This window comes from Spirochaeta isovalerica, assembly GCF_014207565.1.
GTDB classification, from domain to species: Bacteria; Spirochaetota; Spirochaetia; order DSM-2461; family DSM-2461; genus Spirochaeta_F; species Spirochaeta_F isovalerica.
Genome location: NZ_JACHGJ010000002.1, coordinates 691,382 through 714,977 on the forward strand (window position 1 = coordinate 691,382; position 23,596 = coordinate 714,977).

At 50.1% G+C, this 23,596-nt stretch carries 13 protein-coding genes; 11 read left to right on the forward strand and 2 right to left on the reverse strand.

Going from position 1 to position 23,596, the window contains the following annotated elements:
* Positions 1-105 precede the first annotated feature (105 nt).
* From HNR50_RS07940 to HNR50_RS07970, 7 genes are all read left to right on the forward strand, one after another.
* Complete coding sequence (locus HNR50_RS07940) at positions 106-1,584, forward strand: MFS transporter (RefSeq protein ID WP_184745628.1); 1,479 nt, start codon at positions 106-108, stop codon at positions 1,582-1,584.
* A 205-nt stretch (positions 1,585-1,789) separates the two neighbouring features.
* On the forward strand, positions 1,790-3,223 hold the full coding sequence (locus tag HNR50_RS07945) for an MFS transporter (RefSeq protein WP_184745630.1): 1,434 nt from the start codon (positions 1,790-1,792) through the stop codon (positions 3,221-3,223).
* A gap of 87 nt (positions 3,224-3,310) precedes the next feature.
* Positions 3,311-5,608 (forward strand): alpha-L-rhamnosidase, encoded by a 2,298-nt coding sequence (locus HNR50_RS07950; RefSeq protein WP_184745632.1) that lies wholly within the window; start codon positions 3,311-3,313, stop codon positions 5,606-5,608.
* Entirely contained in the window at positions 5,601-7,184 is a 1,584-nt protein-coding gene (locus tag HNR50_RS07955) for a GxGYxYP domain-containing protein (protein WP_184745634.1), read from the forward strand. The genes HNR50_RS07950 and HNR50_RS07955 overlap by 8 nt, the downstream gene beginning before the upstream one ends.
* Before the next feature lie 24 nt (positions 7,185-7,208).
* Positions 7,209-8,312, forward strand: a complete 1,104-nt coding sequence (locus tag HNR50_RS07960) for a Gfo/Idh/MocA family protein (protein ID WP_184745636.1) — start codon at positions 7,209-7,211, stop codon at positions 8,310-8,312.
* Complete coding sequence (locus tag HNR50_RS07965) at positions 8,312-8,968, forward strand: ThuA domain-containing protein (protein ID WP_184745637.1); 657 nt, start codon at positions 8,312-8,314, stop codon at positions 8,966-8,968. Before HNR50_RS07960 ends, HNR50_RS07965 begins: the two co-directional genes overlap by 1 nt.
* A 12-nt stretch (positions 8,969-8,980) precedes the next feature.
* The gene (locus HNR50_RS07970) at positions 8,981-12,181 is read left to right on the forward strand and encodes a glycoside hydrolase family 2 protein (RefSeq protein ID WP_184745640.1); all 3,201 of its coding nucleotides are present in this window, start codon (positions 8,981-8,983) and stop codon (positions 12,179-12,181) included.
* 146 nt (positions 12,182-12,327) lie between these two features.
* Here HNR50_RS07970 and HNR50_RS07975 read toward each other — a convergent pair whose 3' ends face one another.
* The gene (locus HNR50_RS07975) at positions 12,328-12,792 is read right to left on the reverse strand and encodes a methylglyoxal synthase (protein ID WP_184745642.1); all 465 of its coding nucleotides are present in this window, start codon (positions 12,790-12,792) and stop codon (positions 12,328-12,330) included.
* Between the two features lie 272 nt (positions 12,793-13,064).
* Between HNR50_RS07975 and HNR50_RS07980 the strand changes: the two genes are divergently transcribed.
* Complete coding sequence (locus tag HNR50_RS07980) at positions 13,065-14,249, forward strand: MFS transporter (RefSeq protein ID WP_184745644.1); 1,185 nt, start codon at positions 13,065-13,067, stop codon at positions 14,247-14,249.
* Positions 14,250-14,307: 58 nt separating this feature from the next.
* On the opposite strand, the gene HNR50_RS07985 is transcribed toward HNR50_RS07980, so the two are convergent.
* Positions 14,308-16,278 (reverse strand): PAS domain-containing hybrid sensor histidine kinase/response regulator, encoded by a 1,971-nt coding sequence (locus tag HNR50_RS07985; RefSeq protein WP_184745646.1) that lies wholly within the window; start codon positions 16,276-16,278, stop codon positions 14,308-14,310.
* Positions 16,279-16,554: 276 nt separating this feature from the next.
* Here HNR50_RS07985 and HNR50_RS07990 point away from each other — a divergent pair, with 276 nt between their 5' ends.
* The 3 genes from HNR50_RS07990 to HNR50_RS08000 all read left to right on the forward strand — a co-directional run bounded on the left by HNR50_RS07990 (position 16,555) and on the right by HNR50_RS08000 (position 23,588).
* The gene (locus HNR50_RS07990) at positions 16,555-17,709 is read left to right on the forward strand and encodes a cyanophycinase (RefSeq protein ID WP_184745648.1); all 1,155 of its coding nucleotides are present in this window, start codon (positions 16,555-16,557) and stop codon (positions 17,707-17,709) included.
* A 9-nt stretch (positions 17,710-17,718) separates the two neighbouring features.
* On the forward strand, positions 17,719-21,597 hold the full coding sequence (locus HNR50_RS07995) for a two-component regulator propeller domain-containing protein (protein WP_184745651.1): 3,879 nt from the start codon (positions 17,719-17,721) through the stop codon (positions 21,595-21,597).
* Between the two features lie 116 nt (positions 21,598-21,713).
* The gene (locus HNR50_RS08000) at positions 21,714-23,588 is read left to right on the forward strand and encodes a peptide ABC transporter substrate-binding protein (RefSeq protein ID WP_184745653.1); all 1,875 of its coding nucleotides are present in this window, start codon (positions 21,714-21,716) and stop codon (positions 23,586-23,588) included.
* Positions 23,589-23,596 lie beyond the last annotated feature (8 nt).

Genomic DNA, 23,596 nt, shown 5'->3' on the forward strand with positions numbered 1-23,596 from the left:
TTTTTTCTTACGATATACTAAATGAAAGAAAAATTAATATGATATATCATATTTTATTGATTTTTCCGCACTTCCTGAAAAGACAATCTGAAAAAGGATGAATTAATGGGAAAATTCAGAGACTTCTGGAAAATCAGTAATGATGGGATGATCAATAATCAGAGAAAGCTGCAGATCGCTCTGCCTTTTATGCCTGTCCAGCTCAGCAATGCGCTCATTCACAGTGCCTACCTGAAATACTATACGGATATTATCGGCATGGATATTAAGTATATGGGGATAATCTATATGCTTTTCGGAATCTGGAATGCCGCCAACGACCCCCTGATGGGAGTTTTTATCGACCGCTTTAAATTCAGGAAAAGCCGGGGGAAATACACCTATCTGATGCGCGTCACCGCACCGGTTACCCTTATTTCGTCGGCTATGATGCTCTTTGCCCAGCCTGGATGGGCGGAATGGTTTATCTTTCTGTTTTTATCGGTTCTTCTATTTGTTTTCGATACGGCGCAGACCGCTTACAGCATTTCCCGGGCATCCTATATGCTTGTCGCCGCTCCATCCAGAGATGAAAGAGTCGGAGTTTCCGTTGCGGAAAACTATGTCGGTCAGGTCGGAGCATTTCTGGCATCGGTCATTCCGACATTGCTTCTAGTCGGAGAGGCGAGAAGGGGCTTGACGGTCGCTTTGTTCTCCGGAGTGCTTATTTTCAATTCCATTCTCTATTATATCGCTCTCCGCCCTCTGAAAGAGAATGAGGCCATGTTCAGAGCCGAGATTAAAAATGAAGAAGCCAGACTTGTGGAAATATTCAGGAAAGATGCAAAATCCCTTATGAAATCCAGGGGATTTATGACATGGCTTCTCTATCAGATAATCGGAAGAGGGCCGACAGTGATTTTTTTTACCTCTTTCCTCTATATGGCAGACCATGTTCTGAATCTCTCGGGAATCCAGGCTACAATAGCCGATATCGTTCCGGGGCTCATTATGTTTTTATTCATGCCCCTTATGGGTAAGCTCAGTAAGCAAATAGGGATGAGGAAGCTTCTGCTATGGGCTTCCATTCCTCTGGCGTTGAGTTATCTCAGTATTTTCCTTGTAAACAATATGTGGCAGGCCATGATTGTATTCACAGCGGTAATAACCTTGACAAATGTTTCCGCAATCGTCGGTCCCGTTATGATGGGCGCCATAATCGATGAGGATGAGAGACGAACGGGCACGAGAAAAGCCGGTCTTTTCATGGGGATGAACGCACTTCTCACTATTCCCGTAGGAGGGCTTCATACCCTTGTTTTTACGACTATTTTGGGGTATTACGGGTTTATCAGCGGAAGCGATGCCCAAAGTGCAACAGCTCAGAACGGAATCCGAATAGCTTCGGCTCTTATTCCCGGTCTCTTTATACTCCTGGGCATGATCCCTCTGTTTCTGAACCCCTTTACAAAAGATGTGGAGAAGGATCTGTCGGAATTTTCCCAAAGGCACAGAGGCAGAAAAACACCCGATGAACCAGCCGGTATTCCCAAAGGCGGAAACGACCCGGATCATGAAGGGAGTACGTCTCTATCTCATGCCTGAGTGGAAATTACATAACTTTTTTACCGCAATATCGAGAGCCGATTTTTGTTGACATACCCGGTTTGCGTGCTAATATATTTCAAAAAGATATATCAAATATGGTTGTATTTATATGACATATCAATTGGAGACTTTCTCATTTGATATTTCTGATATCAGAGCTTAAGACAATGCCGTCGCCTGTCATTAGAGAGGGAAAAACATTATGGAATTATCCAGTTACTATACCTTTAACAAGAAGATTCTTATCAACCTGATTACCGGCGGGATGGCGCTGGTCAATATCATTGTCACCAGCTCTCTGATGAAGTTCTACACCGATGTCGTCGGCATGTCTCCGGCCATGTTCGGCGCCGTTTTCCTCGTCTTCAGCATCTGGAACGGCCTCAATGATCCGATGGTCGGCTATTGGGCGGACAAACGCCCGTTCAAAGAGAGACAGGGCAAGTACAGGCCTCTCATCCGGTGGTCCATACCTGTCATCGCCGCCACCATCATTCCCGTTTTTTTCGCTTCTCCCGGGTGGCCCGATATCATAGCGGTTGTCTATCTCCTCGTCCTGCTCGTCATATACGAAGGGACAAAAACCATGCTCGATGTCAGTTTCAACGCTTTCAAAATGAATACTTTTCTGGCGATGAAAGACAGAACCGAGGTCCAGGTCATCGGAGGCTATGTCACGATGATTCCCATATTTATCGGCGGCATGATTCCCGTCTGGTTCTTAACCGGCGAATTCAGCCGCCTCTCCATTGTGCTCATTTTCTCCTCCTGCATCATCTTCGGCCTGCTGCTCACCTGGATCGGTTCCCTTTTTGTGAAGGAAGATCCGGAATTCTATGCCCATATGGAGATGAGCCGGGGGCTAAAGGAACTGGGTAGGCTGTTTCTGGATCTGATAAAGCATAAATCCTTTTTATACTTTGTCATCGGGTTTTTCCTGATCAATTCCGCAACGGGCAATTATTTTACGGGATATCTCTATTATATGGACAATGTCCTGCTCGTTTCGGGGATGAAGGCAACCATACCCGATGTGCTGACAGGAATTTTTCAGATGGCCATATTCCCGCTGATCGTTCTGGGTGTCAAAAAATACGGATCGAGGAATGTTCTGACAACAGGGCTTCTGATTTCTGTGGCCGGACACGCCACACTGTCCCTGCCCATAAACTACTGGGTCGCTGCAGCCACCTATATCGTTATTCTCGGAGGGTATGCTTTTTCCGGAGCTATCAACCAGCCACTCCTGGGATTGGTTGTCGATGATGTCGAGCTGAAAACGGGGAAACGCCAGCCAGGCGTCGTGGCGGGCATCATAGCCGTTTTCCTGACTCCCGCGGCGAGTGTTCAGCCTGTTATTCTCAGTTCCCTCATGTCGGCAGCCGGTTATGTCGGAACAACAAAAGAGCAGTCAGTCGAAGCCGTCAGGGCCATAAGACTCGGTACGGGAATCATTCCCGCCGTCATTCTCCTGGCCGGAATACTTATTTTGTCCCGCATGCCTATCAATCACAAGCGGGAGAAAGAGATCGAACAGGCTATCGATGCCAAACATAAAGGCAAAAGAAATCCCATCATCGATTCCGATCCCGAATCGCCCGGAGGATTGGGAATGCCCCTCCCCGCGATGGATTAAACGCTATGGATATATCAAACAAAAAGCCCTCAGGGGCTTTTTGGCTTTGGGAACTCAGAAAACAGTTAATTAATAAGGAAGAATAACATGTCCCCCGCTTATGCCGCCGATTTTTCTAGAGCTAGCTGGATCGGAAAAAAACATCATATAAAAGAGAATAAACGGCAGAGACTGGAGGGGAACATTCATTATGTCAGCTCCTCTTTGCGGAGATTTGCCGACAGGGCTTTTGAGAAACTCGGCTATGAAAACCGCAAATATCTAAAGGCCCCTTATTTCAGAAAAACTGTAGAACTAAGCGAAATAGAATCTGCAGAGGTTTGCATAACGGGACTGGGGTATTTTGAATTTTATGTAAACGGGCATAAAATAGGAGACGATGTTCTCTCTCCCCCCTACAGCCAGTATGAAAAAACGACGTATTACCTGACCTATGACATAGCGCCCTATTTGAAAGCGGGGAAAAATATCATCGGAGTCATTCTGGGCAACGGCATGTACAACGTGCATCTGAAAAATGCCTGGAACTACGATACGGCCCACTGGCGGGGGCTGCCGCGATTCATTATGACCGGAATTATTAAAAGCGGCAGGGATATTCTGCTGGATAGCGATGCGTCCTGGAAAACAGCCAGCGGGCCGATAATCAGCGACGATATCTTCGGCGGAGAGTGTTATGACGCCCGGTTGGAGCTGGCGGGCTGGCAGAATCCCGATTATGATGACAGTCATTGGGAAAACGCTGTTCTCTATTCCTCTCCCACGGAAGCTCTTAAGCCTCTGGACATGCCGCCCATGAAAATTATCCGGGAGATCGAGCCGGTCGAATACTGGAAGATCGGCGAGAGGAAATGGGTCTTCGATCTGGGAGTCAATATCGCCGGTTTTGTCCGTCTGAAAGGATCGGCTCCCGCGGGGACTGAGGTCCTGTTGACCCACGGAGAAAAGCTTGAGGGGAGAGAGCTCGACATGATGCCTCTCTATGAGCATACGGCAGAACCGGATAAGCCCTATCTCCAGAGAGACCGGTATATATTCAAAGGGCGGGGATTGGAAGAATGGCATCCCCGCTTCACCTATCACGGCTTCCAGTATGTTGAAGTCGACGGTCTGGAATCTGTTGATAAATCAACCATTACGGGACTGGAAGTTCACTCGGACCTGGAGCAGATCGGAAATTTCAGCTGCTCCGATGATCTGCTGAATAAAATCTTTCTTGCGGGCAACCAATCCAATCTGAATAATTTTCAGGGAATCCCCACCGATTGTCCGCACCGGGAGAAAAACGGCTGGACCGGTGATGTAAACCTTTCCATCGATTACAATCTTCTCTGTTATAATTCGGACAGGGTTCTGAAAAAATGGATCTACGATATTGTCGATGCCCAGAGCGAAAGCGGTCGGATTCCCGCCATAGCGCCCACGCCGGGGTGGGGGTATGAGGGGTTCTCCGGCCCCGCCTGGGACAGCTCTTTTATCATCATCCCCTGGCATATCTACTTTTATCGCGGTGATAAGGTTTTTCTTGAGTCGGTCTACGACCCCATGAAGAAGTATATGTCGTGGCAGAGCGGTAAGGCAAAGAACCATATCATCCATTACGGTCTGGGCGACTGGTGCTCTCCGGGCCGCATCCCTCATAAACCGAAATGCCCTCCTTCTCTGACCAGTACGGCTTTTTTCTACGAATCGGCCCGGCTTATGGCAAAAATAGCCGAAGCCGTCGGCAGGAAGGGGGATGCTGATAACTTCGGAAATCAGGCAGAGAAAATCCGCAAAGCTTTTAACAGAGCCTTTGTCAATCAGGAATCGGGTTTTGTCAAAGGCGATTGCCAGACCAGTTATTCCGCTACTCTGTTTTATGGTTTGATCGATGAAAGCCTGAAATCAAAGGTATTCGAAAGGCTGGTGGATCAGGTCGAAAAGCAGAACTTTCATCTCGATACGGGAATCCTGGGGACAAAGTATCTTCTCGAAGTTCTGAGCCGTCACGGCCGCGGCGACCTGGCTATGAAAATCGCCACTCAAAGGGATTTTCCGGGCTGGGGAATGTGGATCGAACAGGGCGCTACAACGCTCTGGGAAAACTGGAACGGGGAACAGTCGAGAAATCACAGGATGTTCGGCAGTATCAGCTCCTGGTTTCTCACCCGCCTCGCGGGTATTCAGATTGAGGATGCCGCTTTCAGGAAAGTGATAATTCAGCCGGATTTTAATAATCATCTCACCTCGGCAGAGGGGCGGACCAGGACTCCCTTCGGAGAATTATCCGTGCGATGGGAAAGGGAAAAGGGGAAACTGAATCTATATATTGAAGCCCCCGACGAGATCGAATTATCTCTCTGTCTCGACGAAAACTTTCAATGTGAGGTTATTTATGTATAGAATCTTCTGCATTATACCTGTCCTGCTGCTCTTCGGCTGCCGTTCTCACCTCGATACAGATTCCTTTGAAGCGCCTCGTAACAGAGCGGTTGATATATCAGTTTTAACCGGCAATCTGAAAAAGGCTGAACACCTTCTGGTTCTGGATGAGCAGAATCTGTCTCCCGAAGAGAAGCTTTTTGTGAGCACGCTCCAGGGGCTGGTTTCAAAATCCTCAAGAACTCAGATATATATCGACCCCGGTTATGGAGGATATACCGCCTGGCTGAAGGATCTTGAAATCCGGGGCGTAACGGTTGAGCCTGTCGATGATTACCGGATTCTCATCGATCGATACAAAGACTATATAGAAGCTTATATTCTCTGTTCCATTAAAGATCAATCTGTCAATGGGGCCAACAGCCTTGTTTCCCTCTATAAGGCCCCCGCTATCGATACATCTCTTGAATCTGAAATGATCTCAAGGGGGATTTCCATGGCTCTTGATGTGCGGGGAAAAGATGAAAAATGGGTCTTTGAAAATTATAAAGACCGGTTTTCAAAAGATGTTCTCTTCGAGCAGAAGGAATCGCTCGTTCCGGCTTTGAGAGATTATGCCGTGGCACTGAATGGATTCCTCTTCTTCGACGGTAATTCCTCTTTCCGGAAAATGATAACCCGGTGGGCCGGGGAGGATGCCCCCCTATTCGGCTGGGGAGATCCCGGAAGGGGGGAAGATAAATTTGTCGCCATGAGCTCCCGAAGCGATCTTTATACGATTCCGTCGGACCACGCCCGGAATCTCTCTGTCTTCAGCGGATTTGAGACGGCGGATCTGAAACAGGTATCAGCAGAAGTTCAAACCTATGATGAAAAAGTTCACTATGTTTCGTTTCTTATGTCCGACGGCGACAATGTGCAATGGATGCTTGGTGATCTCTACACAGATTCCCGGTGGTGGGGCAACTCCGGCAGAGGGTCTTTTCCCATGGGGTGGGCGGTCTCTCCTCTGATGGCCGATATTGCGCCTTCGGTTCTTCAGCGGTACTATCGTGACGCCGCGGCAGGTGAGCAGCCAAACCATTTCGTAGCCGGTCCGTCAGGGAGCGGTTACCTCTATCCGAGTCTTTACAGTCCTCAAGCCCTGGCTGCCCATGTGGAAACTTTGAACCGCCGGATGGGCCGTACCGATTTGGGAATTGTTGAAATCATCGATTTCAACTCCCTGTATAAAGAGAATCTTTGGGAACTCTATACCCGTCAGAACAATATCGATGCGCTTATCTATCTGGAATTCAGGAATCACAAATCCCACAAGGGGAAAATCCTCTGGTCCAAGGGCAAACCGATTATAACTCCCCGGGAGATGCTCTGGGAGGGACTCCGGGGCTGCGATGAAGCAACGGTCATCAGAAACCTGAATGGACAGAACAGAAATCCGTCAGACAGTAGTGGTTACTCTCTTGTTCTGGTCCATGCCTGGAGCAAGGGGCTGGACAATGTTCAGCAGGTGATTGACGGCCTGGATAGCGATGTGAAAGTGGTCGCTCCTGATGAGCTGGTGAGATTAATCACGGAAAAAGTATCGCGAGATTAAATGAGAATTGATGAAGGAGATCCTATGAACAGAAAAACAGGAATCGGAATTGTCGGATGCGGCAATATAAGCGACATCTATTTCAGCAACCTGACCAATATGTTCCCCGGTGTGGAAATACGGGGCTGCAGCGATCTCGATGCCGGAAAAGCCGCAGCAAAGAAGAAAAAGTACAATGTACCCGTCTATTCAACGGAAGAGCTTGTGAAACGCGATGACATCGACATCATCCTCAATCTGACCACGCCTCCCTATCACGGAACTATCGATAAACTGGCTCTGGAAAATGGAAAGCATGTCTACAGCGAAAAACCTTTTGCTTCGGACCGGGAGGAAGCGGCGGAAGTTCTCGCTCTGGCGGAGAACAAAGGCCTTAGGGTCGGCTGCGCTCCCGACACTTTTCTGGGATCGGCTTTTCAGACCTGCCGCAAGCTCATCGATGAAGGGGAAATCGGTAAGCCCCTGAGCGTTTTTGCCTCCATGAACTGTCATGGACATGAGAGCTGGCACCCGGCTCCCGATTTTTACTACAAAAAAGGCGGCGGTCCCATGCTCGATATGGGGCCCTACTACCTGACAGCTCTCGTCAGTCTTCTGGGACCGGTAAAATCGGTTCAGGCCGTCACTTCCTGCGGATTTGAGCAGCGCGTCTGTTCCGCCGCAAATACAAAGGGAAAGAAGATCGACGTGGAAGTTCCCACTCATTATCAGGGACTGATGACATTTGAAAACGGTGCTGCCGGATCGGTTATTATGAGCTTCGATACGTGGAAATCCGAACTTCCGCGTATTGAGATCCACGGAACCGAGGGCAGTCTGCTCATTCCCGATCCCAATGGTTTCGACGGTCCTGTGAAGCTTTTCCGAAAGGACAGTCTCAAGACAGCAAAGGTCTCCACGAGAAATTTTCCTTACAAAATGAATTCCCGGGGAGTCGGTTTGGCCGATATGGCTGATGCCATTGCTGCAGACAGGCCTCATCGGGCCAGCGGAGACATGGCTTTCCATGTCCTTGATGTCATGCTCGCCTTTGAGGAGGCCGGTGAGACTGGAACATCTGTTCAAATCAAATCGTCCATGAAACAACCCGAGCCCTTTCAGGCCGGACTGAAAAAAGGAGAACTATGATGAGTACAAGGAAAAAAGCTCTTATAACCTGGGGAGGCTGGTCCGGCCATGAACCTGAGCAGACGGGACTGATTTTCAAAAAGATCCTCGAAGAGAAGGGATATGAAGTCGTTTTTACCCATAATCTCAAATGTTACACCGATAAAAAACTGATGGATTCCCTGGATCTCATTGTGCCGATCTGGACCATGTCCAAAATCAAGCCGAAACAGTGGAAAGGATTAAAAGAAGCTGTTGCCAACGGCTGCGGGCTGGCGGGCTGGCACGGCGGTATGTGCGACAGCTTCCGGGATAATACGGAGTATCAGTTTATGACCGGAGGCCAGTGGGTGGTTCATCCCGGCGGCGTCATCGATTATACAATCAATATCACCTCCGACGATCCCATCGTTAAAGGCATTAAAGATTTCCCCATTCATTCGGAACAGTACTACATGCACACAGATCCGGGTAATGAGGTTCTGGCCACGACAACCTTTGCCGGTGATCAGGAGGGTATCGACTGGATCAAAGGAACGGTTATGCCTGTGATCTGGAAGAGGACCTATGGGAAAGCCAGAGTTTTCTTTGCTTCCTTTGGTCATACGGCGGAGGATTTTAAACTGCCGGAAACAAGGGAGATTGTCACCAGGGGTATGCTCTGGGCCAGCAGATAATTGGATAAGGATATGGTAAAGAAAGTCTATAACAGAAAGTTCGCCCCTCAGGAGGGGCTGGTCAAATCGATGGAAAAGCCCCGGCGCGATGAAATCTGCCTCAATGGATTCTGGCGGTTCCAGCCGGTTGCCCATGTGGAAGAGATGGAGAAGTCCGCCCTGATCTCTCCGACGATCCCCGAATCCTTCAGCTGGGAGAGCACTATGCTCAAAGTTCCCTCTCCCTGGAATGTCAATGGCTTTCTGCTCGATGGCGGAGGCGGGGATTTCCGCTCTTTTCCCTCTTATCCCGAATCGTGGAATACTGTGAAAGCCGGGTGGCTCAACCGTACTGTAACAGTCCCGGCTGATTGGAGCGGAAGTAGAATTCTGCTTCATTTTGAAGCCGTGGCTGGCTATGTGAAAGTTTTCGTCAACGGGGAAGAGGTGGCAGAGCATTTCGATCCCACTCTGCCTTTCGCCATTGATGTGACGGCTCAGGCCGCGGCCGGTGGAGATCTGGATATTCTCCTGTGGATCGTGCAGGGGGAACTGCTCAATGAACCGGGAGATTACGGCAGCCGTGTCTATGTGGGCGGCTCCTTCTGGGCCAGTTACATTGCGGGAATCTGGCAGGATGTGTTCCTGCAGAAAATGCCGGTCCTGTATATAAGCGATGTTTTCGTCAAACCTCTGGTCAACAGGAACCGGCTGGAAATTGATGTTACCGTAAAGAATACTACGGAGACTGAACGCTCTTTTAATCTGAAGGCTGCTGTCGCCCCCTGGCTCAATCAGAATGGAAGCTCCTCAGAAGAGGTTCCCGAAGTGAACTGGTGCCTGGGTGAAGAACTCTTCTCTTTCAATGGCGGCGCTGAAACCATCCCGGCTCATTCCGAAAAAACTATTACAATCGGAACCTCTGTCGATGGCAGGCTCTCCTTCTGGTCTCCCGAAGATCCTCAGCTCTATGGGCTGCTGCTTTATGCGGAAGAGAGCGGTACAGTTCATGACGGCAAGTATACCCGCTTCGGTTGGCGGCAGTTTTCCATAAAAGGGAGGAAATTTCTCCTCAATGGTAAACAGATCCGATTGAAAGCCGATTCCTGGCACTTCACCGGAATTCCCCAGATGACGCGCCGCTACGCCTGGGCCTGGTACAAAATGGTTCAGCAATCCAACGGCAATGCCGTGCGGCTTCACGCTCAGGTCTATCCCCGCTTCTATCTGGAGCTGGCCGATGAGATGGGGATGTGCATCCTCGATGAGTCAGCCATCTGGTTCAGCGATGCGGCTTCGAAGATGGATTCCGATAAACTCTGGGCTGCCTGTTCCGCCCATGTGAAGGGGCTGGTTCTCCGGGACCGGAATTACCCGTCCGTTCTGGGCTGGAGTGTCTGTAACGAAACCGTGGAAGTGGGCAGGATGGTCTTTCACGCGCCGAAGAGTGTTATCGAAAGAAATATAGCGGAAATACGCAACTGGATTTCCATCGCCAGGAAAAATGATCCCACCCGGGACTGGATTTCCGGAGACGGGGAGATCTTCGGCAGGATAGGTCTGCCCACGTTTATTGAACATTATGCCTGGAGGGGGCTCTATCCGCTGTTCTCTCTTCTGGGAAAACCCTGGGGTACCGGGGAAACCGGCATGGCTTATTTCGGAACGCCCAGACAGGTGTCAAAAGTGAACGGCGACAGAGCCTATGAATCTCAACTGGGCCGGATGGAAGGTCTCGCGGGAGAGGCTTTTGATCTGATTACCAGTCAGCGGAAAGCCGGATCCTCATACGCATCAGTCTTCAATCTGGCCTGGTACGGCAATAAACCCCTTCCCCTGGGACTCGAAGATACAAGCCGTGCATATGAATTAAGCGACGGGATCTTTTTCTCCGATTTTGAAGAAGGCCTGCCCGGTGTTCAGCCCGAGCGGCTGGGGCCCTATTGTACCACTTTCAATCCCGGTTACGATGGCGATCTTCCCCTCAATGAGGAATGGCCCCTGCTTCAGGCTGTGAAAGCCGCTTTTTCCGATGATTTCCGAAAGCGGAAAAACATCTGGAAGCCGAAGAGCAGATCGGAAAAACACAATAGGGTCAGCATCGCCCGGGCGGAGAGAAAACAATCGGTTACCTATCTGAGTTCTGCTGATGGCAGCACCGGGAAAACCCTTTTTGAGAACGTTTCCGTAACCTTCTCCAGTTTTGATCCGGACAGGAATCAATTGGTGATCATCGACGGGAAACATCCCCCTCTCCTGGACGGGGACCTGGAAAAAGATCTGCGGAAAGCTGTTGAGGGTGGAAGCACGATACTTCTCTGGGGAGCTGATAGCCCTTCAACCCCTATCATCTCTTCCCTGACCGGCAGGAGAGTCGATTTTGCAGACAGAGCGGCTACAAGTTATCTCGTTGCGGAAAAACACCCTCTGGTGCGGAACCTGGGGAACAGGGATCTGTACTTTTCCGAGATTGTTGAAAATACCGTATCCGCTCGGTCCATGACTGGAGACTGGCCGGACAACGGAGGACGGACCATTCTGAAAGCCTGTGACACCGACTGGAAAGCCTGGAATTATCAGGCCGAGCCGGTTAAAACCGCAAAGGTTCTCCGCAGTGAAAGAGAGAGCAAACCGGCGGGAAACATTATCGTGCAGCAGCCTATCGGCCAGGGAGAGATCATCGTTTCGACTCTCGATTTCTTTGATCTCGGCATGAGGTTCCGGTCCATGGTCGCATCTATTCTGAAAAACCTCGGAGCCTCCTTGAACGGGCGGGTTAAAACACTCCCTCCGGCGCTCAACCGCCGCCGTGTTGTCACCCATGTCCTGTACAATGACGGTAAAGGGCATCAGTCGGTCATCTCCCGGGGATGGGGATCATCTCTGAATCTGCCTTCTGCCCCGGAAGGATTACTCAGTTTCCGGATCCACAGCCCCCGAAGCCTCGATGACCTACTCATCGAGCCCGGATTGCCCCGTCTCGATATGAAAATCCGCGGAAGAGGAATCACCGGCATAGCATTGAATGGTGTCGCTGTATCCCATGAAGGGGATCTGGCTTTGTCTCAGACGGACGAAGGTCTTGTCAGAGGTCTCTCTTTGCGGAAGGGCTGGAACAGAATTGTTTTCAAGACGACAGGGGGGCGGGTGAAGATATCATTCAGCTGCACGAAAAAAGCATTTCTGAGAAAAATGCGCTCTGTCGTGGACCTGCCGGAAAGGGGTGATGAATGAAAACGTCTCACAAATGGCTCGCAAGGCGCGGGGAAAATCCTGTATTAAATCACCGCCTGTAACTGGAAGCGCGGTCTTCTTTTTTCAAGATTATAATGAGGAACACCATATGAGGACTCTTTCCAGATCAAAGATGATGATAGAGTCTACACTTTTCTGTTTATATAAGAGGCATAATCCTTCAGCGCCGGAGTGTAGTCGGCCTGAAAGAGTTCCGAAGAAATCATGAAATCAGCCGTGGCTCTGTTCGATGCCATGGGGATATTGTAGAGAACGGCAATTCTTTCCAGTGCTTTGACATCAACGTCGTGGGGCTGGGGCTCCATGGGGTCCCAGAGGAAAATCATAATATCTATTTCCCCTGTGGCTATCATCGAACCCAGCTGCTGGTCTCCTCCGAGAGGACCGCTTTTGAGGCGGATGATTTCAGGTATGATATCTTCCGTCGCCTTCACTTTTTTCTCAAAAGCCTCGGATACGAGTTTTCCTGTTGTTCCGGTGCATATGAGTTTATGCCCCTTCAGCTTCTTCCAGTTGTACTGGACCCACTCGACCAGGTCTACTTTTCTGTTATCGTGTGCCACGAGGGCTATAGTTTTCCGCTTGTTCATGTCGGCGCTCCTTTCTTATGTTCAACTCATTGTACAGCAGGGAGAGAAAAAGAACTATAAACTGATGGTTTAAGGTTACCAACCGGGAAAGAGAATGTGTGTTTCCAGACAATGAGCCAGGAAATCCAAAATTATTAGATGAATCATTGGGAAGGCGGGAGTTGACGATTCAGCTTAAATAAAGTATTTTAATTCACGAAAAATAATTCGTGAATAGTAATTCATTTTATTGATTATCCCGCCAGTCCCGGATAGTCGTAAAGGAAGAGAATATGAACAAGAAGATAACTGTTGTTTCCGCATTCCTGCTCATGCTGTGTCTGGGCGGAGTCTACGCCTGGAGTCTGATCGCATCAGAGTTGGTAAACAGTTTCGGATATACAACAACAGAAACACAGATAATTTTCGGTTTGCTCATAGCTGTATTCCCCCTAACCATGATCGGGGCGGGCAAGCTGGCTCCTGTCATCGGACCTTCCCGGATCTCTCTGGCTTCGGCTTTTCTTTTCACATCCGGATATCTTCTTGCGGGATTATCCCGTGGCAGCTTTCCCGCTGTTCTTATCGGGATAAGCCTCTTTTCCGGAATGGCAACAGGACTGGGTTACTGGGTAGCCTTAACCATACCCGTTCAGCTTTATCCTGAAAGAAAGGGTCTTATCACGGGGCTGACATCGGCGGGATTCGGTCTCGGAGCCCTGGTCCTGTCTAAACTTGCAGGCTTCGTATTACAGTCGGGCAGGGATGTTTTTCAGCTTTTTGTTATAATAGCGGTTTTATACGGATTGATTATTCTTTTTGCATCCAGATTCATTAAGATTGATAACTCCCTAAACAGGGTTTCAACCCCTGCCTCATCAATCCGTGTCGTGAAGAATCCCGTATTTCTGAAACTGTTTCTTGGCATATTTTTTGGAACCTTTGCCGGCCTTTTGATAGTAGGAAGTCTGAAGCTTATAGGAATGGAGTCTGGGATGGATAATAATATTATTATCCTATCCGTATCACTTCTCTCCGTCGCCAACTTTACCGGAAGGATTTTCTGGGGAGCTGTCAGTGACAGAATCGGAGCCGGCTTATCGATTGTCGCCGCCCTTTTCATCCAGGCCGCGGGAATCTCTCTGCTCTCAATTTCCTCTCTCTCAGGGACTAAGTTCCTATTGGTGACTCTTATTATCGGGCTTGGCTTTGGCGGGAATTTCGTCCTTTTCGCCAGGGAGACGGCACAGAAGTTCGGTGTCGCGCAACTCGGATCTGTCTATCCTTATGTCTTTCTGGGTTATGCCGCGGCTGGAATCGGCGGTCCGGTAATTGGAGGTCTACTCAATGACTTGAACGGAACGTTCTCTTTTTCGATCTACATAGCTGCTCTTATGAGCTTAGCCGGTGCGCTTCTATATTTTCCCTCCCTGTCCTTATTCCGGCAGCGGAAGAGTATTTTTCCAGAAGAAAGTTAAAAGAAAGCCCGATGTCAGCTTCCGGGATAGAGAACTGATAATTCTGGATGCCGGAAAATCAGGGGGATTTTTCTATCATGCTGAATATCTTATGGCTCATTTCTCCCAGGCTGTACGGCTTCTTTACAAACTGGTTAAAGCCCAGATCCCTGATCTGATTCAGCTTTTCGTACTCAGCATGTCCTGTAGCTATTATCGCTTTCAGATCCGGTTTCTCATTCTTTAATATTTCAAGCGTTTCGGCGCCATTCATGATTGGCATTGTCATATCCATAATGACAAGGTCTATTCTGCCGATATTCTCTTTAAAGATACTTAAAGATTCTTCGCCGTTTTCAGCAGTTATCACCGAATAACCCAGTGATTCAAGCAGATCTTTACCCGTTATTCTGTTTATCTCTTCATCATCGACCAGAAGTATGGTTCCTTTCCCTCTTTTAAATATCTGGCCCTCTTTCTCTGTACTCCGGGAAGAGTCAGTCACCGGTATGAGGATCTCAAATACAGTTCCCTTTCCCAATTCGCTGTCGACTGTGATGGCGCCGTGAAGATCAGTCACGATTCCATAGACGGCTGCCAGCCCCAGACCGGTACCTTTTCCCGCTGCTTTTGTCGTAAAAAAAGGATCGAAAATTTTCGTGAGATTTTCAGCGGGAATTCCTTCGCCTTCATCCTCAATTGTAATTTGCGCATAATCGCCGGGAATGATATCAAAGGTGCTTGTCCTGCAGTATAAATCATCCGCATGGAATCTCCGGCAGGACAGCTCAATAGTCCCTCCGTTCGGCATGGCATGACTTGCATTGATGCAGATATTCATCAGCATGTTTTCGATGGATATATAGTTTCCCCATATTAAGGATTTTTCTCTGGTCAGATTTGTCTTCAAGGTAATTTTCTTGTCAATTGAATTTCCCAGAATCTCTATAGTCTCATTTATGATTTTTCCGATGTCCAGAATTTCCTTTTCCTCCAGGTCTTTCCTGGAAAAGGTCAGCATCTTGCTTATCAGCCTGGCCGCATTGTCCGATGCTTTGAGTATGAGCTCTACATAGGATTTACACTTGTCATCAAAATATGTCCCTTTGATTTTCAAGAGGTTCGCTGCACTCATTATGCCTGTCAGGATGTTGTTGAAGTCGTGGGCGACACCGCCTGTTATCTGTCCCAATGCATCCATTCTGCTTTTATGATTTATCTGGGCGGTCAGCCGCTCGTTTTCTTCCTGGATTTTTTTTCTGTCGGTTACGTTCTGAATAGTTCCTCTGCAGCCGATAATCTTCCCATTCTCTTCAATAGGTCTTCCTATCGCTTCCACCCAGCGTTCATTTCCGGCGCCGGTAATAATTTTCAACTCAAGATTGAATGATTCATTATTCTCCAGAGCTCTTTGAACGGCATGACTGATTACTTGCCTGTGATCGGGATGGTACATGTTCACACCCAATTCGAGCGAAGGTATAATCTCCGGATCCAGTTCCTGGATGCGGTACACTTCCGGAGTCCAGATAAATTTGTCTCCTTCGGGGTAATACTCCCATCCTCCGATCTGCGCTATCCGGGATGTCTCTTCCAGGAGTTTGCGGTTTTCCAGAAGCGATTTTTCAGAGGCTTTGATTGTCGTTAAATCCGTATGGGCTCCGAGCATTCTGATCGGCTTTCCCTGACTGTCACGGATGGCTATACCCCTGCAGCGGATCCATACTGTTGAGCCGTTGCAGTGCATATAACGGACAATCTGATCATAAGGATGATCGGGGTCGGCCAGATGTTTTTCGACGTTGGATATGGCTATCTTTAAATCATCCTGGTTGATTATGTCCTGCCACTCTTCCGGCTTATGGGACTTCCGGTTATAATCGTACCCCAGAATGGTCCAGAACCTGGGGCTCATCCATTCATTTTCAGGGTTCTCAAGATCCCAATACCATATGCCGTCAAGGCTTCCCTCCTGTATGAAATCGAATATTGAAGGGTCGGTAGCGATTAAACTATAGAGTTCTTTCTTCAGATAATGCTCTTCTTTCATAATTGCCTGCTCTCATTACGGTGGATTCTATGGGAAGATGGCTCAAAAGAAGACTGCTCTTGAAAATCCATTTCAGATTATAAGAGCAGTCCTGCAGTTTAAACTGGAGAATCGTTTTAATTATCGAATATCCCGTTCCCTATTTCAATTTATTGACAAAATTTCTCAATCGGGAGACAGGGTATCGAACCGGACTTGACTCCGCTATTTTATCACTGTAGACAGAATAGCATGTGATGCTATACTGACTTTTAAGTAAAATGACAGGAGAATCGCATGGGACCCTTGCTGATCGTCGGCGGAGCCGACAGGATTGACCAGACCGATATATACCGGGCTTTTTTAGATAATTGCACAGGTGGTACCGAACCTTCTGTGGCGATTATCGCAACGGCAACGTCGGATCCCGAGGATGCTTTTGACAAAATCCGTACGAAGCTGCTTTCCGCCGGCCCCTGCCGGGCCGCGCTTCTGGAAATTTCAAATCAACGTGAAGAATGGAAAGGAGGCGCCTTCAAGAGGGAGGTTCTGGACCTGATAGAATCGGCTGACGGATTCTGGTTTACTGGAGGCGACCAGAATATGACGATCGCCGCTCTCCTTGAAAAGGACGGCTCAGACACTCCGGCCCTGAAAGCCATAAGGGAGAAAAATCTCAGGGGTGCCGTCATCGGCGGAACCAGCGCCGGGGCCGCTGTCATGTCCGATCCCATGATCTGTGGCGGCGAGACATCGTCATCACTTTTTTCGCTCTTCGGTTCCGGAAAATGGGACAGCGATGTGGCGTTGGGAAAAGGCCTGGGATTTCTGAAGGATATTCTGGTGGACCAGCACTTCGACATGCGCAGCCGTATGGGGCGGCTGATAGCCGCTCTGAACAGGACTTCCTTTAAATACGGCCTGGGAATTTCGGAAAACACGGCCCTTCTGGTAAAGGACGGAGTTTTCCGTGTTTACGGAGCCTCATCTGTCTTCTCTGTGGATATGAGAGATTTTTCCATGGACGGCCGGAGGGCCCGGGGCATTGGCATCTCATTTTTTGAAAAGGGAGATGTCTTTTCAGCGGATCGCGGAATCCTGGATCTGCGGGATAAATCGCCTGTCGGGGACAGGACGGTTCTCTCTTCACTCAAACCGCTGTCGACAGGTGTGTTTTCCCCCTATGCGGATCTGAGGAATTTTCTTGCAAGACAGCTGATGGATAATGATGAGTCCATGCTCGAAAGCGATGCCGGCAGGTCATCGAAATATGTCACATCCTATGTGTTCGATCCTTCCCTCTTCCCCGGCGAGTCTGTTTTCCCGGCTCTTGAGTTGCGGTTTCATAAAACCAATGGACGGACAGAGGCTTATGCCGACTCCCGGGGAGGTTTTGCCGTGGTGGATGTTGAACTGGAAATCCTATCCGGGAATATCAGTTTTTCCCCATAGAGGCTTGCCGTGCAAAGAACTTTGATTCTTCTGATAATGTTTCTATCTCTTGTTTCTCTTTCCGCCGAAGAAGATTTCAGTTTTTCCCGGATCGGTCTCGACGAGGGGCTTTCCCACAGCAGAATCTACGCCCTCCTTCAGGATGACAGGGGATTCATGTGGATCGGCACCTCCAACGGACTCAACCGCTATGACGGAAGGTCTTTCCGCTATTACAAGAACGATCCCGACGACAAGGGATCTCTGCCCCATAACTACGTAACGAGTCTCATCCAGGACAGCAGCGGTTATATCTGGATCGGGACAGACGGGGGAGGAGCCGCCAGACTTGATCCCCGGAGCGGCCAGTTTCTGAGGTACGCAAAAGACGAAAGGGATGAGAGCCGGAGGATTTCCGACAACTACGTATGGGGGCTTCTGGAGGACAGCAAGGGGCGGATCTGGATGGGGACAACCTACGGAGGTGTTTCCCTGGTCGATCCCCGGAGCAATTCTATCCGGTATTTCGAAGCAGGTTCCGGCGGCACCGGGCTGAGCCACAATAATGTGTGGCCGATCGTCGAGGATGGAAACGGAGATGTCTGGATAGGCACCGACGGAGGAGGCATAAACCGCTATATCGAATCAACAGGACGGTTCATACAGTACCGGCATAATGATGAAGAGCCGGATTCTCTCTCGAGCGATTATATTTTCTCCCTTTATATCGACAGCGGCAATACGCTATGGGTCGGGACTTCGGGAGGAGGGCTGAACCGCTTTGACAGAAAAAGCGAGTCTTTCGTCTCCTATCGTCATGAGGAGAATGATCCGGAGTCCATAAGCAATAATTCGATCCGGGCCATCAAGGAGGATTCGCGGGGGCGTTTCTGGGTGGGAACGACCGACGGTCTCAATTTGATGAACCGGGAGACGGGAGCTTTCAGACAGATTTTCCATAAGTCGGGCGATATGCGGTCACTGGCCCATTCGAGGATACATACCATAATGGAGGATAGAGGAGGGGTCCTCTGGTTCGGGACCAGGGATGGCATCAGCCTTTATACCAACCCTCTCTTCAACCGCATTGCTATTTCCGGTGAGGGAGCCGACATCCCGCGGAGAAATGATATCCGGGCCATTCTTTCAAACGGCCGGGGGGGACTGTACGCCGGAACTTATCAGGGGCTTTTCGAGATCAGCGGGGCGGTCCAGAAGGAGATATTTTCGGGAGAGATAGTCTACGCGCTTCACCGCGGTTCCGATGGATCCCTTTTCTGCGGCACCGATCGCGGCTTTTATCTGCTTGAGGAGGAAGGAGACGGGATCTCGGGCCGAAGACGTTTGGCCGATGGTGTGGTCAATCAGATCAAGGAAGACCTTTATGGAGCGATCTGGATCGCTACCGCATACGACGGATTATTCCGTTATGACATGGCGGGCGGAAGTTTGCAGCAGTTCTCTCCCGAGGATCCCACAGCCGTGCGCCTTAGTAGTTTCGATGTCTCTTCCCTCATGCTGCTCGATGACGGCAATCTGCTCATAGGTTCCAGAGACAACCCCCTTCTCCTGATGGATACGCAAACGCTCGCCCTTTCCGAACCGTCGGATCCTCTTTTCAGCGGAATCAGTTCTTATTATATGACCCGGTCCGATAGGGATTATTTTTTCGCCCTCGATCAGAGAGGTCTTCTGATTGTGGACCGCCTGAGCGGAGAAAGAAAAATCCTGAGGGAAAAGAGCGGACTCCCTTCCGATATAATCAGATCGGTTCTGATCGGCGAAGAGGGGGATATCTGGATCTCCACACTCAAGGGCATCGCCCGGTACGATAAGGCCAGAGATCTGATATTCAGTTATGGCATCGAGGACGGTCTTCCCGGACTCATCTACAATCCTGCGGCGGCTTTCCGCGACCGGTCGGGCAATCTCTATTTCGGGTCGACCGGAGGGTTGGCCTTTCTGGAAAGGGGGAAGGGCCTGGATTCATCGGCCCGGGAGGAGCCCCGGATGGCTGTAGAGGTCTTCCGCAGTCTCTCCATGGAAGAGAATATCTACCGGGAGGGAGAAAACCTTGAGCTCGACGCCGATAACCGGATGCTCATTGTCAAGCTCACGGCCTTCGATTACAGCCGACCCGGCGATCTCCGCTATGCCTACCGCTTCGGCGAAAAGGACGACTGGATAGAAATCGGCGTTCACGGGGAAATCATCTTCAGCCATCTGGCTCCGGGCCGTTACAGTCTCCACCTCCGGTCGGGGAGCAGCGGAGGGCTCTGGTTCGGCAATGAGCTGAATGTCCCTCTTATTGTGAAGCCTTCTCTTCTTCTGCGCTGGTATATGCTGGTCTTTTACGGCCTGATACTTCTCGGCGTCCTTATCGCCGTTATCCGGCTCCGAAGCCGGATGCATCTGGGAACGATTCGGCGGCAGGAAGCTCTCGTCCGGGAAAGGACGGCGGAACTGGAAGAAGCCAAGAGAGAGCTTGAACGGGAAATGCGCCTCAAATCGACCTATTTCATCAACCTGGCTCACGAGACCAAGACGCCGCTCACTTTTATCCAGAATTATATACAGCGCTATATGGAGAAAAAGGGGGCAGACAGCGATCTGAGGATAGTCAGAGATAACGTGGACAAACTTGTCCGCGATATGGTGAATTACCTCGATTCTGAAAAAATGAACCAGAACCGGACCATATACAATCACGATCAGATCTGCTCCGTAAGCGAACTGGTCCTTTCCGGAGTGGAAATGGTCCGATCGGCGGCCGAGGTAAGGGGACTGGATTTCAACAGCGAAATCGAACCCGGCTTATTCATAAACGGAGATCCCCTGGCGGTGGACCGCATTTTCAATAATCTGGTGGACAACGCCCTGAAATACAACCGGGAGAAAGGGAGCGTCCGCATTTCTCTGCGCAGCGGGAGTGACGGCGTTATCCTGGAAGTCCGGGACAGCGGAAAAGGCATTTCAGAAAGCCGTCTGGAAAAAATATTCGATCCCTTTTACCAGAGCAGCCACAGAAAAGAGCATATTCAGGGAATCGGAATGGGGCTTTCCATTGTCAGGAGGATTCTGGAAAACATGGGAGCGAGGATTCTTGTTGAGTCGGAGAAAGACCGGGGTTCTGTTTTCCGCATCATTTTCAAAGCGTCGGTTCCTCCGGGGAGCGGTCAAGCCTCCGGTCTTCCCTCCGGCCACCTCTCTTTCCGCTCGCCCCTGCCGCAACTCCCCCAGGACGTCTTTCATTCGGAGCAGAACAAGACTATAGTCCTGATTGACGACGACAGGGACATGTTACGCCTTCTGGCGGAAACCCTTTCGGACCGATACAATCTTGTTTTTTCGGAAAGCGCCGAGGACATTCTCGAGCGGATCCCTTTTCTCAAATCCCCCGACCTGATCATCTCCGATGTCATGCTGGGAGGGATGGACGGCCACGAGCTTCTTCTGCGCATTCAGGAGGGGCCGTGGAAATCGGCACCTTTCATTTTTCTCTCCGCCCGGGGGGGCCGGCAGGAGGAACTTCAGGGAATCGATGAAGGCGCAGTCGATTACATTGCCAAGCCTTTCAGAGCCGATGAGCTTACCGCGAGAATCGAAGCCCGTCTCAAAGGGCAGAGACGGCGGGAGGAGATTTATCTCAGCAATATCAGGGAGGCGCTGAGCAGCCGGTTCAATCCCGGGAGGGAAGGGCTGGAGGACAGGATAAAAAGGCTTGCGGCCGAGAAGGATCTGTCCCCCAGGGAAGAGGAAATCCTCGGCCTTCTGGCACGGGGCCAGTACAATAAGGAGATCGCCTCCGACCTGGGCATTTCGGTCCGCACGGTGGAAAAGCATCTTTACAACCTTTTCAGGAAAACCGGAGTGCAAAGCCGGCTTGAGCTGATCAATCTCCTCCATTAGCAGCTTTCAGAGGGGGCTGCGTAAAATTACGTAGCCTCTCTGCGTATTATTTCCACCTTGTCCTGCGGCTGTTTCGGCCTCACGCTGAAACAAATGCACGGAAAAGGAGAAATGAAATGAAAAGAGTTCTTGCCTTCTGTCTGATGGTGCTTGCCGCCTCTTCCCTCTTCGGAAGAGGGGCCGGCGAAGCGCCCGATCAGTACAGGACCACCTATGCCACGGAAGTGAAGACCCTCAACTACTTCCTGCTTCTCGACACGACGGCCCTGCGGGTCGCCGCCAATACCATGGACGGGCTTGTGGAAAACGACCGGTACGGGAAATTCGTTCCCTCACTCGCCGAGCGGTGGGACCACAATGAGGATTATACCGAGTGGACCTTTTATCTGAGGCCCGGCGTCAAGTGGGTAGACTCCATGGGACAGGAAACGGCCTGGGAAGTCACTGCTGACGATTTCGTAGAAGGGATGCGCTTTATTGCCGAACCGAAAAACGGAATCAAGAATGTCGGAATCATAAGGAAAGTGATTTCCGGACTCAACGGGTACTACTGGGATCTTGTGGATATTGACGACGGTGTGGATATCGGCAAGACAAGGGAGGAAGCTCTCGCTTCATTCGATTCCTCCGTGGGCGTTTCGGCCCCCGATAAATATACGGTCAAATACACCCTGGACAACCCGACTCCCTATTTTCTCTCCTATCTGGTTACGGAACTCTTCTTTCCTCTGGAGAAAGAATTCCTGGACAGCGTAGGCGCCGAAGATTTCGGGACGACGAAAGAGAAACTGATCTTCACAGGCGCCTACTATCTGGCGGAATGGCAGAGGGACAAGGAAATCCGTCTGGCTAAGAATGAGCACTACTGGGACGCCGACTCCGTTAACGTCGGACAAGTCAGCCTTCAGAAAGTGGCTGATGATTCCATCCGGGTCCAGATGTTCCAGAGAGGCGAAGTTTCGGCAACGACACTTCAGGGCGATCAGGTTAAAGCGCTGGAAGGCACCAAATGGGCGGACAACGTTTTCCTCGATGAAAAGAGTTCCGTCACTTACTGGTTCGCCATGAACTACACGTCGGACAATCCCGAAGCCAGAGCCTTTATCAACAATGTGAACTTCAGAAAAGCTCTCTATCACGGAATAGACAGGGCCAAGCTGCTCGAACTGGTCAATCCCTACGAGCCTGAAGCGCTTTTAAGAAACACAATCATTCCCGAAGACGTCATCTTCGATGAGAACGGCCAGGACTATACGGATTACCCTCTTCTGAAAGAAGTGAAGGAGCGGCGCACTTACGACAGAGAACTGGCTCAGGAGTATTTTCAGAAAGCAGTCGATGAGTTGACCGACGGAAAGGGTAATATTAAAGGGATAAGCCCCGCAACCGTGGACATGCTGCCTATCGCCGAGATCAAAGCCGATGGGAAACTTCCGGTTCAGATCCTCTTCGTCCATCCGACAGACCCGACCAAAACCAGGGAAGCCCTCCTGCTTCAGGAAATGCTCCGCGACACCTTCGACGGGCAGGTGGAACTGGTTCTGGGGCAGTATGTCGATGACAAATACAACGATACCATCAAGCCCAGACGCTTCGACCTTCTCTACGATTCATTCAGCTTCAAATACGCCGACCCCATGGCCCAGCTGGGAAGACTCGTCACCGACGGAAGCGTGAACGACGGCCAGTACTCCTTCCCGGAGTTTGACAGGCTCGTCGAAGAAGCCGATGGAAAAACATCGCTGACCGACAGATACGAAATCTTCAGCCGCGCCGAGCGGTTCCTGATCGACAACGCGGTCATCATCCCCTGGCAGGCGGGAGGCGGCGCCTATTCCATGGATACGGTTGTTCCTTTCTCGACTCCGAGAGGCGGATTCGGTGTAACGCGGTTCAAGTATAAAGGCATGATATTGCAGCAGAATCCCATTACGGCGGATCAGTACAAAATGCTGGAAAAAGCATTCCGGGCCGAATTGGCTCCCAATTAAACTCAAAA

Coding starts and splice junctions, on each gene's coding strand:
- HNR50_RS08000 (WP_184745653.1), top strand. CDS start 21,714: ATGAAAAGAGTTCTTGCCTTCTGTCTGATGGTGCTTGCCGCCTCTTCC.
- HNR50_RS07975 (WP_184745642.1), bottom strand. CDS start 12,792: ATGAACAAGCGGAAAACTATAGCCCTCGTGGCACACGATAACAGAAAA.
- HNR50_RS07960 (WP_184745636.1), top strand. CDS start 7,209: ATGAACAGAAAAACAGGAATCGGAATTGTCGGATGCGGCAATATAAGC.
- HNR50_RS07950 (WP_184745632.1), top strand. CDS start 3,311: ATGTCCCCCGCTTATGCCGCCGATTTTTCTAGAGCTAGCTGGATCGGA.
- HNR50_RS07955 (WP_184745634.1), top strand. CDS start 5,601: ATGTATAGAATCTTCTGCATTATACCTGTCCTGCTGCTCTTCGGCTGC.
- HNR50_RS07965 (WP_184745637.1), top strand. CDS start 8,312: ATGAGTACAAGGAAAAAAGCTCTTATAACCTGGGGAGGCTGGTCCGGC.
- HNR50_RS07990 (WP_184745648.1), top strand. CDS start 16,555: ATGGGACCCTTGCTGATCGTCGGCGGAGCCGACAGGATTGACCAGACC.
- HNR50_RS07945 (WP_184745630.1), top strand. CDS start 1,790: ATGGAATTATCCAGTTACTATACCTTTAACAAGAAGATTCTTATCAAC.
- HNR50_RS07980 (WP_184745644.1), top strand. CDS start 13,065: ATGAACAAGAAGATAACTGTTGTTTCCGCATTCCTGCTCATGCTGTGT.
- HNR50_RS07940 (WP_184745628.1), top strand. CDS start 106: ATGGGAAAATTCAGAGACTTCTGGAAAATCAGTAATGATGGGATGATC.
- HNR50_RS07970 (WP_184745640.1), top strand. CDS start 8,981: ATGGTAAAGAAAGTCTATAACAGAAAGTTCGCCCCTCAGGAGGGGCTG.
- HNR50_RS07985 (WP_184745646.1), bottom strand. CDS start 16,278: ATGAAAGAAGAGCATTATCTGAAGAAAGAACTCTATAGTTTAATCGCT.